Annotated in this window: 9 protein-coding genes; 4 read left to right on the top strand and 5 right to left on the bottom strand. The window is 49.9% G+C overall.

All coding sequences use genetic code 11. The features are described from left to right. Window positions 1-40 precede the first annotated feature (40 nt). The 4 genes from Undi14_RS10770 (at window position 41) to Undi14_RS10755 (ending at window position 7,457) form a co-directional block, all read left to right on the top strand. Window positions 41-1,912 (top strand): glycoside hydrolase family 28 protein, encoded by a 1,872-nt coding sequence (locus tag Undi14_RS10770; protein WP_200180141.1) that lies wholly within the window; start codon window positions 41-43, stop codon window positions 1,910-1,912. A 63-nt stretch (window positions 1,913-1,975) separates the two neighbouring features. Then, window positions 1,976-2,785 carry a rhamnogalacturonan acetylesterase gene (locus Undi14_RS10765; RefSeq protein ID WP_234030534.1) on the top strand — a complete coding sequence of 270 codons (810 nt, stop codon included), beginning with the start codon at window positions 1,976-1,978 and terminating at the stop codon, window positions 2,783-2,785. 65 nt (window positions 2,786-2,850) lie between these two features. Continuing rightward, window positions 2,851-5,541 (top strand): pectinesterase family protein, encoded by a 2,691-nt coding sequence (locus Undi14_RS10760; RefSeq protein ID WP_200180453.1) that lies wholly within the window; start codon window positions 2,851-2,853, stop codon window positions 5,539-5,541. Window positions 5,542-5,567: 26 nt separating this feature from the next. After that, the gene (locus Undi14_RS10755) at window positions 5,568-7,457 is read left to right on the top strand and encodes a glycoside hydrolase family 28 protein (RefSeq protein WP_200180140.1); all 1,890 of its coding nucleotides are present in this window, start codon (window positions 5,568-5,570) and stop codon (window positions 7,455-7,457) included. An 85-nt stretch (window positions 7,458-7,542) separates the two neighbouring features. On the opposite strand, the gene Undi14_RS10750 is transcribed toward Undi14_RS10755, so the two are convergent. The 5 genes from Undi14_RS10750 to Undi14_RS10730 form a co-directional block, all read right to left on the bottom strand. Next, window positions 7,543-9,150, bottom strand: a complete 1,608-nt coding sequence (locus Undi14_RS10750; protein WP_200180139.1) for a methyl-accepting chemotaxis protein — start codon at window positions 9,148-9,150, stop codon at window positions 7,543-7,545. A gap of 149 nt (window positions 9,151-9,299) precedes the next feature. Further along, on the bottom strand, window positions 9,300-11,444 hold the full coding sequence (locus Undi14_RS10745) for a glycoside hydrolase family 28 protein (RefSeq protein WP_200180138.1): 2,145 nt from the start codon (window positions 11,442-11,444) through the stop codon (window positions 9,300-9,302). A 24-nt stretch (window positions 11,445-11,468) separates the two neighbouring features. After that, window positions 11,469-12,722 carry a porin gene (locus Undi14_RS10740; protein ID WP_200180136.1) on the bottom strand — a complete coding sequence of 418 codons (1,254 nt, stop codon included), beginning with the start codon at window positions 12,720-12,722 and terminating at the stop codon, window positions 11,469-11,471. A 426-nt stretch (window positions 12,723-13,148) separates the two neighbouring features. Further along, window positions 13,149-14,042 (bottom strand): SMP-30/gluconolactonase/LRE family protein, encoded by an 894-nt coding sequence (locus Undi14_RS10735; protein WP_200180135.1) that lies wholly within the window; start codon window positions 14,040-14,042, stop codon window positions 13,149-13,151. A 15-nt stretch (window positions 14,043-14,057) separates the two neighbouring features. Beyond that, window positions 14,058-15,416 (bottom strand): MFS transporter, encoded by a 1,359-nt coding sequence (locus Undi14_RS10730; protein ID WP_186885166.1) that lies wholly within the window; start codon window positions 15,414-15,416, stop codon window positions 14,058-14,060. Between the last annotated feature and the right edge of the window lie 12 nt (window positions 15,417-15,428).

Genomic DNA, 15,428 nt, shown 5'->3' with positions numbered 1-15,428 from the left:
GGCCTTGCAGGTCAGGGACATTTTAAAAGATGGAAAAATTATGAGTGTTGTGATTAACGAAAAACGCAGAAGCCTGTTGCAAGCAGCATCCAGTGTCGGACTGTTGATGGGCAGTGGTCTGGCCAGCGAAGCCATCGCTGCGACAACGAAACAAGATCCATGGAAACAGGCGCAGGCGATTATTGATCGCTTTGCCAAACCTATCCATTTTCGCAAAGAAGATTTTCTGGTCACCAGTTATGGTGCCAAAACCTGTGAAGTAAAACCGGTAGAAGCATGGGTTTCTTTCGTCGAACGTAAAACCTTGCAGACGCCTGTTGCTGAAGCGACCGATTGCTATCCAGCGATTGCTGCTGCGATTGCTGCCTGCCATGCGGCCGGAGGCGGGCGTGTGGTGATCCCGGCGGGGAATTGGTACTGTGCCGGACCTATCGTTTTGCTCTCCAATGTGAATGTGCATCTGAATGCCGGTGCACACGTTTATTTCAGTAATAATCCGGCGGATTACGCCAAATACGGTAAGTATGACTGCGGCAAAAACGGCAAGCTCTCAATGACGCGCTGGGAAGGCAATGATTGTCTGAATTTCTCGTCTATGGTGTATGCGTACGGTCAGCGAAATATCGCGTTGACGGGTGATGACTGGACGTCGATTCTGGATGGACAGGCAGGTGTTAATTTCACCGACAGTCCGTATTGCTGGTGGTCCTGGAAGGGGCGTGAAAAGCCAAGTTCGGTCGGTGATATTGCACCTGGCAGTGGCGACTGGATCAAGCATCAGAAAGGCGAGACAGAAGTATCTTTGAATCCGCAGAATCCTGTATCGCTGGCGGAAGTCGCGCCGCATCTGACGGAAGAAAAACGCCTGTTCATTCAGGGCGAGGGTGATAAATGGCGTCGTGACTCGAATTATCTGCGGGCGCTGGCGGAAGCCGGAGTCGCCGCTGATAGACGTGTTTTTGGTTTAGGCCATTTCCTCCGTCCACACATGGTGCAGTTCATCAATTGCAGCAATGTTTTGTTTCAGGGTTATCAGGTAACGAATACGCCATTCTGGCAACATAATCCGGTCGGATGCCGCAATATTCATGTCAAAAATATTTACGCCAATAGCGTGGGCCCTAACAGCGATGGCTTCGATCCTGAATCCTGCAACTATGTTCTGATCGAAGATTCGACGTTTGATACTGGCGATGATTGCATCGCTGTCGATGCTGGCAAAGGACCGGATGTCCAGTATGGTCCGTCACAAAATATCGTCGTGCAAAACTGCAAGATGCACAGCGGGCATGGCGCGATGACATTTGGCAGCATTATGTCGGCAGGTATTCAGAACGTGTTTGCGCAGAATCTGGTATTTGAAAACAGCCATTGGAAGACTGATCCATTGAATATTGCGATTCGTTTTAAGTGCAATATGAGTCGCGGTGGTTTCCTGAAAAACCTGCACATCAGGAATATCAGTATTCCGAATGGTATTCGTACGACACCGGCGTTTTACTCAACCTTGCCGGGCTCAGTAATCCCGACGAAATCGGTGGCAACTTCTGCCGGTGCCGTTATTACCATCGACTGCGGTTACGATCCGATCAACGACAATGTCCGTACACGTCCACCTGTGGTGTCCGATATTCACATTTCTAACGTTAATGTAGGTAACGTTGACACCGGTGCAGGGCAATTCTCCAGCTATCAGGCTATCGTTATTCTGGGGCCTGTACCCAGCGATTACAACGGCCCTGCATCACCTGCGCCCAAAATTGTGCCGGTAAAGAATGTCACTATTTCTGACTGCGATCTCGGTAATCCGGTGAATAAAGAGAATCCTATGTATCTCTTTAATGTCAAAGACCTGGTACTGAAAAATGTCCGTGTCGGCGGCACAGTCTACAACAAAACATTGTCTGTCTGACCACTTCCCTGTAGTCAGTTTGGAGCCTCCTCGTGAGGCTCTTTTTTTAAATTGGATGACATCATGAAGACATTACTTCGTGTCGTTTTGCTCGCTTGCTCTGCCCCACTGTGGATTGCTTGTCAGGGGATGGCTCCGGTGGTGAAAGATAGCCCCCCACTTGAAATTATTCTTGTCGGCGACTCCACTATGGCGCCGAATAGCGGATATGGAAATGCATTGTGTGAACGTTTTTTGAAAGAAGTCACGTGCCTGAATCTTGCTAAAGGTGGACGCAGTTCTGGTAGTTACAGGGCAGAAGGTTCCTGGGAGATTGTGATGCAGCAATTGCGCCGTGATACAGATAAGCGTCGCGTGGTGTTGATGCAGTTCGGGCATAACGATCAGCCCGGCAAGCCCGGACGCTCTACCGATCTGGCGACAGAGTTTCCAGTTAATCTCGCACGTTATGTAGACGAGGTCAGGGCTACTGGCGCTGAAATTATTTTACTCACACCACTGACCCGAAGGACATTCAAAGATGGCGTGTTGCCGAATGATTTGCGTCCGTGGGCGGAAGCGAGCCTGCGCATCGCCAGCGAGAAGCAAGTGCCAGCGATAGACCTGAATCAGCAAAGTCATGCACTGGTTGCTGCGATGGGGCAAAGCGAGGCCGACACGCTGGCAATGGTGCCGCCGCCACCTGAAATCGTCGCGCCGACCAGTGGCAGCACACTGGCAACAGTAGAGCGTCAGGGCGCCGCGAAAAGTGCGTTTGACCGTACCCATGTCGGTAAAAAAGGCGCAGCGATTTTTTCTGAGATGGTCGTACAGGCTCTCGTGGCTGTAGATCCTGAAATCGGTAATGGTCTGGACAGGGGGAGTTCAAAATGAGATACAAAATAAAACAGCTGCAGCCACAATTCACAGTAGTTTCCTGCTGTGCCAGTGTGTTGCTGATGATGTCCTGTCTGTTTGCCGCGGATGTCTGCGCGCAGGATAGCAGGCCGTTGAAAGAACCGCTTGCGCCGTCCATCTGTCAATTGTTACCGGCGCAGTTGAACATGAACGAGGTTGATGCGCAGACATTGGCAGCACCTGACACTCAGCGCCTGCAGCAAGCGATCAATCAGTGTCCATCCGGCAAAGCAGTACGTCTGGTCAGACATAGCGATAAAAATTATTTTCTTACCGGCGCATTGCAGATGAAGGCGGGCGTCTCTCTGGTGATTGATGCTGGTGTGGTGCTGGCTGGATCACGCTTGCCTGCTGATTATGATAAAGGTGAGAAAAGTTGTGGCACAGTCGATCAAAAGGGACGTGGTTGTCGCCCGCTGATCAGCGTTACTCAGTCACAGAACGCCGGGCTATTTGGCGATGGTGTGATTGACGGTCAGGGCGGTAAGAAAATCCTTGGCGGTGCAGAGACTTGGTGGGAATTAGCACGTCGTGCCCAGCGTGAAGACTTGCATCAGAACGTGCCGCGCATGTTGGAAATAACGCAGTCGCGTGAGATGGCATTGCAGAGAATATGGCTGAAAAACTCGGCTAATTTTCATGTCACTCTGAATCAGGTGGATGGCTTTACCGCTTGGGGAATCCATATTGATACTCCAGCCACTGCCAGAAACACGGACGGTATCGATCCCATTTCTTCCCGCAATATCACGATCACCAAGAGTTACATTCGCACTGGTGACGATAACGTCGCGATTAAGGCGGGTAATCAGGGGCCGACCGAAAACATTACCATCAGTGATAATCACTTTTACTCTGGGCACGGTATGTCCATCGGTAGTGAAACCAACGGCAATATCCGACACGTGCTGGTCGAAAAACTGAGTATTGATGGTGCTACTTCAGGCTTGCGCATTAAGAGTGACGTGTCGCGTGGGGGGCTGGTGCAGGACGTGACTTATAGGGATATCTGCATACAGAACAGTAAAGCACCGCTGGATTTTGACACGCATTACGGTAAGCGTGCATCGGGTGATCTGATACCGGAATATCGTGATATTCATCTCGAACGTGTGCAAGTGCTGACGCCGGGGAAACTGATATTTCATGGCTACGACGCAACAAGACCGCTCAGAATGAGCGCCAATGATTTAATCGTTCCTGAACAAAGTACGATCGTCAGAGAAAACGCACTGTGGTCATCGGCTGTTGTGCAATCGACGCTGAACCAGAATTTTGCGTGGCAGCCGCTGCAATCAGCGACAAAAAACACTGCCTGCGCCTATGCATTTGTGGCTTATCCTTCGCCATCGCCGACAGATAAACGCCCGCAGTTAAATGAAGCACAGGCTGCTCATTTTTCTTATGACGAAGTTCTTGGTTATGCAGGTTTGCCAGGAAAAGAGCAACGTGATGTATGGGACCCTTTGTCTTCGCCAGTTGTTCATGCGCAGCAGATAACACCCGACTATATTGTCAATGCCAGTGAGCCTGCTGATGGTAAGCACCGTTTTCAGCGCTTACAGGATGCGATCAATCAGATCGTGACAGACGATCTGGCGCATCGCTTACCGGCATCTCGCCGCATCACTGTTCTGGTGGAGCCCGGAGTCTATGATGGACTGGTATATATCCCTGAAACATCCGTCCCTATCAGCGTGATTGGCAGAGATGCTGCCACGACACGTATCCGTGCCAATCTGGATGCCGCGATCACCGGAACACAATATCAAGAGCGTTTCGGGGCGCAGTTTGCACAGGCTCCGGCAGCTATTACTGACATGTTTAACAGCATCCGTATCCGTCCGATTATCGGGACATTTGGTACGGCCGTGCTGTGGGTGAAAAGTCAGGCATTCCAGATGCGTGATATCACCATTGAAAATAGTTATAACAAAACTGGCGCACCGGCACCGCAGGCGTGTGAAGGAGTTGATTGCCCCGGAAATGGCGTGTATGGGAAAAGTCTGATGGTGCATCATCAGGCCTTAGCGATGATGACTGATGGTGTCGACAAAGCTCAGTTTGAACAAGTGCGTCTGCTGGGATTGCAGGATACCTTGTATATGCGCGCCGGCAAATCAGGGCAGACCGCTCGTCACTTCTTCTATCATTCTTATATCGAAGGTGACGTTGATTACATTTTCGGTGATGCGACCGCGTATTTTCTTGAGACGGAGATACGCTCGTTGGGTCCACGCACTAGTTCTTACGTCGCGGCACCAAGTACGAATCTGAATTCACGTTACGGATTTGTATTTAACCGCTGCCGCTTTACCCATGATCAGAGCAGCAATGCGATGGCTGGGAAATTTTATCTGGTCCGTCAATGGTTTCATAATCAGCGTTGCACGCCGTACGGCAAAGTACCTATCGATGGCTATCGTTGCGAAGCAGGAACGACAGATCAGTTTGTCAGTCCGTCTGGCACGATTACCCGTCAGACGATAGAAACGGTCGGAAAAATGATTGTGCTCAATTCTGTGATCGGTGCCCATATACATCCAAGTACCCCGTGGTCCGACTGGAATAAAAATGGCACCTTGCCGTACCGTCCTGCGCAATTTAACAGCGACGACTTCTGGCGAAATTTATCTGCTAGCACCATCAGCCCAACTGCTTTTGGCTATCAGGCTGCACCTGCACCTGCACCCATGCAATTTCTGGGCGAATTCAATAATCAATACGAATAATTTGAGACAAAAAAAGGAAGTACGACATGACCTTGAACACATCATCGGAATCCCTTGCTGACCAGAAGTATCAGGGGCGACGTCGCTTACTGAAGCAACTCGCGGCAATCGGTATCGGTAGCAGTATGCCTTGGGCGGCGGCCAGTGCGGCACAGCGACAAACGCCAGCCGATCCATGGAAAAGAGCTGCAGAAATTATTACGAAGCTGAGTGTTCCATTCCATTTTCGCGAAGTGGATTATCCGATCACACGATACGGTGCAAAAACATGTGAGCTGCAAAAAGTACAGGCATGGAGTTCGTTTGAGGATCAGGGTTTGTTACAGACTCCAGCGGCATCGTCTTTTGACTGTTATTCAGCAATTCGTAATGCGATAGAAACTTGTCACCGCGAAGGCGGCGGCCGCGTGCTGATTCCTGCTGGTGACTGGTTTTGTGCCGGGCCTATCGTCTTGTTATCGAATGTTAACGTTCACTTGCAGGCCGGAGCACATGTTTATTTCAGTCATCAGCCCGACGACTATGCGAAATACGGCGACGTTGATTGCGGAAAAAACGGCAAGTTAAGTATTTCGCGCTGGCAGAGCAATGACTGTCTGAACTATTCGCCCATGATCTATGCGATAGGACAAGAAAATATTGCATTGACGGGTGAAGACTGGACTGCGGTATTAGACGGGCAGGGTGGCGTGCCATTTAATGAATTCGGCGATTGCTGGTGGACCTGGAAAGGCAAGCTGAAAACGCTGAATGCAGTTGCACAGAGTTCCGTGCCGAATTATCGCCCCGGTAAGCCATCCGAAAATGCGGTGAATCCACTCAACGCTAAAACTTTAAAAGAAGTAGCGCCGCAGATCAGCCCGGAACTGCAGGCACTGATACAAGGCAACGACGATAAATGGCGTGCTGACGCCAGCTACCTGCCTGCATTGTCAGAGGCCGGTGTTCCCTTATCCCAGCGTGTATTTGGTAAAGGACATTTCCTGCGTCCGCCAATGATACAGTTTATCGGTTGTCGTAAAGTATTGATGGAGGGGTATGAGGTCAGGAACACGCCATTCTGGCAGCATCATCCGGTGAATTGTCAGCATGTCGTGATTCGACGTGTTCATGCGAAAAGCCACGGACCTAACAGCGATGGTTTTGATCCGGAAGCATGCGATCATGTTCTGGTGGATGGCTGTACTTTTGATTCCGGTGATGACTGCATTGCGATTAAGGCGGGGAAAAATCTGGATACACAATATGGACCATCGCGCCATATCGTGATTCAGAATTGTACGATGCAGAGTGGGCATGGCGCCGTCACGCTTGGCAGTGAAATGGCGGGCGGCATCGAGCATGTTTATGCGCAGAATTTATTGTTTGAAAACGTACACTGGCAAACCAACCCTTTAAATACAGCCATTCGTCTGAAAACGAATCTGAATAGGGGTGGATATCTGAAGCACTTCTATGTGCGTAATATCAAGATTCCCAACGGGGTGCAGACTTCTCCATCGTTTTACACGTCCTTACCGGGCTCACCTATCGCATCGAAGACGGTTGCCACGGCCGCCGGTGCAATTGTTACTTTTGACTGTGACTACACACCAGTCAGTGATAACGTGCGGATACGCCCACCTGTGGTTGAGGATGTGCATATTTCCAATGTCCGGGTGGGGAACGTGAAGACGGCAAAAGGTGAGTATTCCTGTTACCAGTCGGTCGTTATTCTGGGGCCGGTTGCCTCCGACTATAACGGTAGTGCACCGATGCCGGAAGTGTTTCCTGTTCGCGATGTGACGATTACTGATTGTGATTTTGGTACGCCAGCAGCGGGCACGCAGGCAATGTATCTGTATAACGTCAAAGGACTGAAGTTGCGTAATGTGAAGATTGGTAAAGAAGTGATCACGCGCGAGTATTCTGCGTAAAAAAAAGCACATCTGGTTATTTCCCGGATGCGCTTTTAAGAATGGTAGCGGCATTTGTTTTGCCGCTATTTTTTTTGTTGTTGGCTTAACGGCGGATGGCTTTCAAGTTCATCGCTTCTTTTGCCGGATGTATCGTCTTGATTTTTGAAACCTCAGTGACTTCGTCATCCTTGAGTTTAAACACTCTGACCAGTCCTGCCATATCAGCCGCCTGCAATTGCATACTGTCGGCTGCCGCGGCAGCTTGTTCCACCAGTGCTGCATTTTGTTGTGTCACACTGTCCATCTGACGAATCGCTTCAGTAATTTGTATGATGCCAGTGTGCTGTTCTTCACTGGCCATCGTGATATCGCGCATGATAGAGGCAACTTTTTCGATACCGCCGACGATTTGCGTCATTGAGTTTCCTGCCTCTTGTGCCAGTTGGTTACCGCTATTCATATGTGATTGTGAGGCGTCAATCAAACTCTTGATTTCTTTTGCGGCTGAAGCCGAGCGTTGCGCGAGATTTCGTACTTCCGCAGCCACCACGGCAAAGCCACGTCCTTGTTCACCGGCACGTGCTGCTTCGACGGCCGCGTTCAAAGCCAGAATATTCGTCTGAAATGAAATGCCGTCAATCAGACTGACAATATCCACCACCGCTTTTGATGATTGATTGATCGCATCCATAGTTGTCAGCATGTCCTTCATGACCGCGCCGCCACGATTCGCCAGCATCGTTGCATCGATTGTCAGCTGATTCGCATTTCTGGCATTTTCGGTATTTTTTCTGACGGTGCTTTCCAGCTCATGTATCGTCGCCGATGTTTCTTCCAGTGCGCTGGCCTGTTCTTCTGTACGGGAAGATAAATCGAGGTTGCCTGCAGCAATTTCAGAAGATGCGGTGGCAATGTTTTCGGAGCTTTGACGTATGCTGCGCACGGTTGTCGCTAACTGTTCCTGCATGGCGACGATGGCACCAAGCAGGCTGCCAGATTGATTTTTTTCCAGAGCGACGTCGACAGACAGATCATTATTTGCGATCTGACGTGTGATATTGGCGGCATAAGCTGGCTCACCACCAAGGATGGCGCTGATGGAACGGATGATGCGCCAGCCTGAGCCGATCAGAATAATCAGCGCGATCACAAAAATGATCGTTTGTGTGGTGGCTGATTGCCAATAGGTTTGGTTAATATCATCGCTGAAAAAACCGGTTCCTATCCACCAGTTCCATGGCGTGAATTCAACCAGTCCATTTAATTTCGGAGCCAGGCTGCCATCTGGTCGTTGCGATTTCATGCTGACCAGTGCGATGTGGGATTTCGCCAGCTCCTCGCGATAAGCGCTTGCATCGGGGCGACCATCCATGGTCTGCCCTTGGGAAATCGTGCCGACTTTCTTGGTGTCTGGATGCACCAGATTCAAGCCATCCGGTTGCCTGACCCAATAATAACTGCTGCCGTAGCGGAGTTGCGTCAGCGCGGCTTTTGCTTGCTTTTGTGCTTCATCTTGCGTCAGTGTGCCATTCAGTTGCAAGCCATGGTAATGCTTGACGAGGTTTTCACCCATTGCCAGCATGGTCTCGATTTGCATTTCTCTGTCATGCATCAGGGCAGAATATAGCGTACTGAGACTGCTGGCACCGATGGCGGCGATAGCGACAATGGCTGCACCCACCAACATTAATAAACGCGTGGAGATTTTCATATGGGATATCCCTCAAAAAAGTTGGATAGACTGCAAGAATGGCAATGCTGAAAAACGACAAAGGCTGACGCATGCATCGTGTGATGCTGGCGTCAGCCTGATTTATGGCAGAGCCGCTTGTCTGCGGACTACCTGATGTTCAATCGGATTTATTTGTCCCATCCTGAACCGAAAATGTTCGACTGGCCTATGGCTGGGAAGTCGACAAAAGCCTTGCTGCAATCGAGCACCAGATCACCGTCAACCGCCCATGTCGCAACACCATTGACTGTGACGCGATTGTCTGTTGATGCCACGATAGGCAGATTCACACCTTTGATCGTGAGTTGCGCATCAGACATCGTCATACGCATTGCTGATGGTGTATCTGCAACGACGTTGTTCATGCTCATCACCAATGGGAAAGCTGGCAGATTAAAGCCACCGGTGTTCGCCTGGAAACCCTGCAGTTTAATTGCGGAGTCACCCATAATGCGTACATTTTCAAGACGGATGTCATGGAAATTCGGCACCTTAGGACCCGTTGCTGGAAGGCCTTTTGTACTGTAATAAGTAGTGAACAACAGTGCGTTGTCGGCGTCTTTAATACAGATGTTTTTGTAATTAATATTGCTGACTTCACCGCCGCGTGCGTAATCGGATTTTATGCGCAGACCTTCTTCAGAGTGCTGGAAGGAATTGTCGTACACCTCGACATTTTTTACGCCTGCATTGGTTTCACTGCCAATGGAAATGCCATGACCCCAGTAGATGTGGTTATGTGCAATGACTGCACCGGATTTACGGTCGCTACGGACATCACGGCTACCATCAACCGCTGCCAGATTGCTGCCTGCCGGACTTGGGTTAGAAGATCCTTTGATTGCAACGTCGTCGTCACCTGTACTGACATAGTTGTAGACGAAGACGAAGTTTTTCAGGTAGCCATCAAATGCATGCTTTGCACTGGATGTCGTTGATTTTCCTGTTGTCAATGCGACGATAGTCGGACTGGTTGCTGCACCCGGATCAAAGGCATCTGTATTTTTAACATTGTCTTTGGTGTAGGTGTCGCCCGTGTACAAAGGATTGCCGTTACCTGCCGGATTGGCAAATGCCGCCAGCGATGGTGTCTGTACTTTCACGCCCCATACTGTAAAGCCGTCAATACCACTTGGAACAACGTGGAAGTTCGCGCTGTTATTGAGTGTGATGCGATACAGGGTCAGATTTTTCGCATAGTTGAAGACCATCATGCGGAAGTTCGATTGCGAACCTGTACCAGTTGTGCCGTTTTGTACCATATTGCCGAGATACGCCAGATCCCACCATGTCATATTACGGGCTGTGGTTTTCGAGTTGACCGTCGTGCCACCGTTGTCACACGCTGTGCCATCCGCCGCCTGTGTACCTTTTGCATAGTTCGCATAGGTATTGGAGCAGCTCATATCGACCTTCATGATCGGATACAGTTTGTCTGTTGTGACGATCTCTGCATAAGCACGGCTATCAATTGAGCCATCACCGACGACGGCAGAGTTGATCAGATTATTACCATTGATCAACGCAAGACAATTGCTGGAGCTACCGGCTTTGCTTGAGCTGACCGCTGTATTACCGCAGTAAGGGCCTGCCACATTTGGTGCGTAAGCTTTGACGTCACGTGTTGCATACAACGTGGCTCCTTTATCGATCCACAATGTCACGCCAGACGGCAATGTCAATGGGCCTGAAATGAAGCCATTACCCGGGCCTTTACTGTTGACGACCAGTCGTACTGCAAATTTACTGCCGCGATATTGTGGTTTAGCCAGTTCCTCACCGCTGATACCGGCGATGTTTTTATTGGGAACAGCCGCTGCCGTTTGTTGCGCTACCGCGGCGGCATCAGCCGCAGCAATCGCCGCACCGACTTCTTTGTCCACGGCAGCGCCGCAGGCATCAAGTGCACTCTGAATCCGCGCCTGGTCGGGATTAGCGACTGCAGGATCAACCGCAACACCAACACCGGTTTTGGATGGATCTGCTTCTGGCGGCAAGGAACCATCAGGACGGCGCACCAGATTATTGCTCGCTTCCAGAGTCGCGCAAACCTGGGCATCCGTTGGCAATTGTGGTTCTGCCGGTAAGTCTGGATCAAAGGTCGTCGTGCCTACTTTAAAGACCGCGCCGGGTGTGTAGCTGACTGCGGTTGCTGCGTTATCGCTGCCACCACCACCGCATGCTGTCAGAAGGAGAGCTGAAGTGAGTGCCGATAACAGTGCCGTCGTTTTACAGACGCGGCCAGATGTTGTTTCTTGATTTAATTTTTTCATTATTTGGTCTCCGGAAGTGATTTATCAGAAGCGCGCTAACAAACCAACACCGATTGCACGTGGGCTGTTGCCTGGTGCAAAGAAGGCGGTACTGGTTCCCAGATTGTTACTGCGCAGTGAAGACTGACCTAAGTTGGTACTGGCTTGAGCGTTATTGTTGATACGCGTCAGATAGATGTATGGCGTCAGGAATTTATTGAGCTTGTAGGTCGCAGCTAAAGACAGTTGTTTGGATTGGAAATCATCCTCAGCAAAACTGTTGATGCCTTTGAGGCCGTTTAATTTTCCGTATCCGAACAGGAACGATGCGTCACCGTAATCTTGCGCCAGCGTCAGAATGACTGCATCCTGCTTCAGCGTTTTGTCGCGGTTGCCAGTGTAGATCGAGCCGGCCGATGGATTGATAAATTGAGAGTTGCCAAGGCTGCTGCGTTCATAGCCAAAGCCAACCGTCGTTTTTGTTGGCAGCGTGTAGCTGATGACGGCTTTTGCGTAAGATGTGCTGAGTCCTTCCTGTGCATTCAGAATCACACCGTAGCCGCGTTGCAGCATCGTGGAATCGATACCAGTATTGTTCTGACGATCATAAGCAACGCCGATCGCCAGTCTTTCATATTGGTATTTCAGGGCTAAGGAATAACGGCTGCGATCACTGCGACTGGCGCGTGCTTCATCGAAGCCATACGATGCACCCGCCTGAAAGCCAAACAATTCTGGAGATAAATAATGTGCAGAATTTTTCATACGTGATTCACCACGGCTGAAAATGCTGTCCTGATTACCGGTCAGTTGGGCGGATGTGTTGTTGAACACGTCCACACCATGTACTGTCATACCCATATTACCGCCCAGTGCGCTACCGGAGCCAACCAGGCTGCGATAAACAGAGTCACTGTTACCGATCACAAAACGACCGAATTTTTCACTTTGTAAGCCAACGAAGGTATTGCGCGATTCGAGTGTGGCGGTTTGTCCGTTATCGTTGGTTCCTGCTTGTTCAAAGTTGTTCAGGCCGCCTTCAATTTGCCAGATACCTTTGATGTCGCTGTTGACTTCAACGTTGCCTGTGAAACCGATGCGCGAGTTACCATCAGAAATACGACCACGACGCTCATACGGTGTGGCACCACCTTTGGCTTCAACCGACTCAATTTGTCCGTTGATAAAACCATAAATACTGACGAAGTTATTGATTTCCGTCGCAAATGCAGTAGGCGCGGTGCAGGCAATTGCCAGCGCTGCCGCCAGAGTGTTTCGTGTTAGTACAACTTTTTGCATCTTGTTCTCCAGGTGATTACACAAAGTAGGTAAAGTGAATTGATTCGGGTTCGTCAGAACAGATTTGCTGTCTTATTGCGGAAGTGCAGGCGCAGTTGCGCAGCTGATCAGCGGAGGGAAGCCAAGCGTGTTTGAAAATACAACGGACTTTACGGGGGCAATACAGAGATGGATCGAATCTGTATTTCCCGGAAAAAGGAGGGATGTTGAATTCAGAGTTACGACATCGGACAACTATTTGCAATAAAGATAACTAAATCTGGTGTTCTTGGCTAAACTTTCAAATTTCTAATTAAATGTAGTAAAAAAAATAATGCTTTTATGTGAAATAATGTAAGATTTGTTGTATGTTATCGTATCTCATGCCTTTTGGAAACTTTAGTTTTGTATCCGAGGAGCTGAAATATCTGTCAGGTTTGGCGGTAGTTAAAACTGAATACCTGTTTCAGCAATTCCTTGCGCTCCCGGTTTTAGCAGGATAGTTTTTCCCGCCCATTCATCGTTTTGACCCGGCGTCGGGTTGATCGAAGTCACCAGCATCCATTCATAATTCGGACCGCCAAAGCTGCACATCGCCGGTTTTTTCATCGGTAATGCAATCTGTCGATCGACTATGCCTTGCGGTGTGAAACGCAAAATAGCACCGCCATCGTTGGCGCAAATCCAGTAGCAACCATCAGTATCGACTGCGGCTCCATCGGGGCGCCCCGGCAATTCTTTCATATCTGCAAAGAGACGTCGGTTTGACGGTGTTCCGCTATCCGTATCGTAGTTAAATGTCCAGATCAGCTGACTTTGTGGATGAGAATCTGACAAATACATTGTTCTGCCATCAGGCGACCATGCCAGGCCATTTTGCGTCAGTAATCCAGCTATGACGGGCACAGACAATCCGTCGTGGCTGGTGTAGCGATACAGCTTGCCGATATTTCTGGCGGCAGCCATGTCCATCCACATGGTGCCACTCCAGTAACGCCCCTGACGATCACATCTGCCATCGTTAAAGCGTAATCCCGGTTGCGCTTCCGGCAGCGCGACCAGCCGCGTTTCCACTGCATGTATTTCCGCATTCAGTGATAAACGGAATAACCCGGTTTCCATGCCAGCGATCAGATCACCTTGCGCTGAGAACGCAATATTGGCCACCATTTCTGATGTGTTCCAGTAACGGCTCTGCTGCTTGCTGGTGTCGTATTTCCAGACACGTTTCTGGGGGATATCAACCCAGAACCAGGACTGCTGGCTTTCGCACCAGAGCGGGCTTTCGCCTACCACGCAGGATTCGTTGCCGATAACTTCAAGGTTTGCAGATGCTTGCATGTCAATACTCCGGCGTTACAGGTCAGTGATGTCTTTGTGTGCAGGGACTAAGGCTTTCATCACTGCCCACGCCAGCAGATAGGCGACCGCACAGAATGAAAACATGATGGTGTAGCCTGTCTGTATGTGTCCGGCTGCTTTGTAGTAATCAAATAACCAGCCACCTGATTTAGAAATCAACACCCCGCCCAGACCACCAGCCATGCCGCCGATACCGACCACCGAGGCCACGGCTTTTTTCGGGAACATATCAGAAACAGTGGTGAAGATATTTGCTGACCATGCCTGATGCGCAGAAGCACCTATCCCTATCAGTAATACCGGCACCCAGGAGCTGATATAGCCGAATGGTTGCGCCAGCAATACGACCAGCGGAAATACGGCGATCAGCAACATCGCTCGCATCCGGCCTGTGTACGGAGCCATGCCTTGCTTCATGAAATAGCTTGGTAACCAGCCGCCACCAATACTGCCTACCATCGTCATGCTATACAGTACTGCAAGAGGAATGACGATTTCTGTCTTTTGCATTTTGTACTGGACTTCCAGATATTTGGGTAGCCAGAACAGGAAAAACCACCACACGCCATCCGTCATGAATTTACCGAAGACGAATGCCCATGTCTGGCGATAGCTTAACAACTTCAGCCAGGAAGTTTTTTCAGTCGTGACCGCATCACTGACCGGCGCATCATGTTGCTGGATGTAGTCCAGTTCTGCTTTGCTGAGTCGCTTTTGTTTCTCAGGTTTGTCATACAGAATTTCCCAGGCAACCATCCATGCAAAGCCGATTGCGCCGATGACGATGAAGGCTGTTTGCCAGCCGAATTTTTCGGCAATCCAGGGTACGGTCAGCGGCGCCAGAATCGCACCGATATTCGCGCCGGAATTAAAAATACCGGTTGCGAATGAACGTTCATGTTTGGGGAAATATTCAGCGGTCGCTTTGATTGCAGCGGGAAAATTACCTGCTTCACCGAAGGCGAGAACTGCGCGTGACAACATGAAGCCAGCAACCGACACTGGCACGACTGCTAAGCCAAGCGTTGCCAGTAAGTTTGATGTCGCTTCACCGGCGGGAATGGCGTAAGCATGCAATATCGCGCCAATTGACCAGATCGCTATTGCCAGTGTGTAGGCTGCTTTTGTGCCGATTTTATCAATCAGGCGGCCCGCAAAAAGCATGGAAATCGCATAGACGAACTGAAATACAGCGGTGATATTGGCGTAGTCAGTATTTGACCAGCCGAACTCTTTTGATAAATCCGGTGCCAGGAGGCTGAGCACCTGACGATCCAGATAATTCACTGTTGTCGCAAAAAACAGCAGTGCGCAAATAGTCCATCGGTATTTGCCGATTTGATTAGAACTCATCTGAGTGTCTCC

The sequence above is a fragment of the Undibacterium sp. 14-3-2 genome (assembly GCF_016595265.1).
In the GTDB taxonomy this organism is placed as follows: domain Bacteria; phylum Pseudomonadota; class Gammaproteobacteria; order Burkholderiales; family Burkholderiaceae_D; genus Undibacterium; species Undibacterium aquatile.
This window is presented reverse-complemented; position numbering and strand designations above follow the sequence as displayed.

What these genes read in the sequence shown, in the direction of transcription:
- Undi14_RS10760 (WP_200180453.1), top strand. Translation starts at nt 2,851, where the DNA reads ATGATGTCCTGTCTGTTTGCCGCGGATGTCTGCGCGCAGGATAGCAGG.
- Undi14_RS10770 (WP_200180141.1), top strand. Translation starts at nt 41, where the DNA reads ATGAGTGTTGTGATTAACGAAAAACGCAGAAGCCTGTTGCAAGCAGCA.
- Undi14_RS10745 (WP_200180138.1), bottom strand. Translation starts at nt 11,444, where the DNA reads ATGAAAAAATTAAATCAAGAAACAACATCTGGCCGCGTCTGTAAAACG.
- Undi14_RS10765 (WP_234030534.1), top strand. Translation starts at nt 1,976, where the DNA reads ATGAAGACATTACTTCGTGTCGTTTTGCTCGCTTGCTCTGCCCCACTG.
- Undi14_RS10755 (WP_200180140.1), top strand. Translation starts at nt 5,568, where the DNA reads ATGACCTTGAACACATCATCGGAATCCCTTGCTGACCAGAAGTATCAG.
- Undi14_RS10730 (WP_186885166.1), bottom strand. Translation starts at nt 15,416, where the DNA reads ATGAGTTCTAATCAAATCGGCAAATACCGATGGACTATTTGCGCACTG.
- Undi14_RS10735 (WP_200180135.1), bottom strand. Translation starts at nt 14,042, where the DNA reads ATGCAAGCATCTGCAAACCTTGAAGTTATCGGCAACGAATCCTGCGTG.
- Undi14_RS10750 (WP_200180139.1), bottom strand. Translation starts at nt 9,150, where the DNA reads ATGAAAATCTCCACGCGTTTATTAATGTTGGTGGGTGCAGCCATTGTC.
- Undi14_RS10740 (WP_200180136.1), bottom strand. Translation starts at nt 12,722, where the DNA reads ATGCAAAAAGTTGTACTAACACGAAACACTCTGGCGGCAGCGCTGGCA.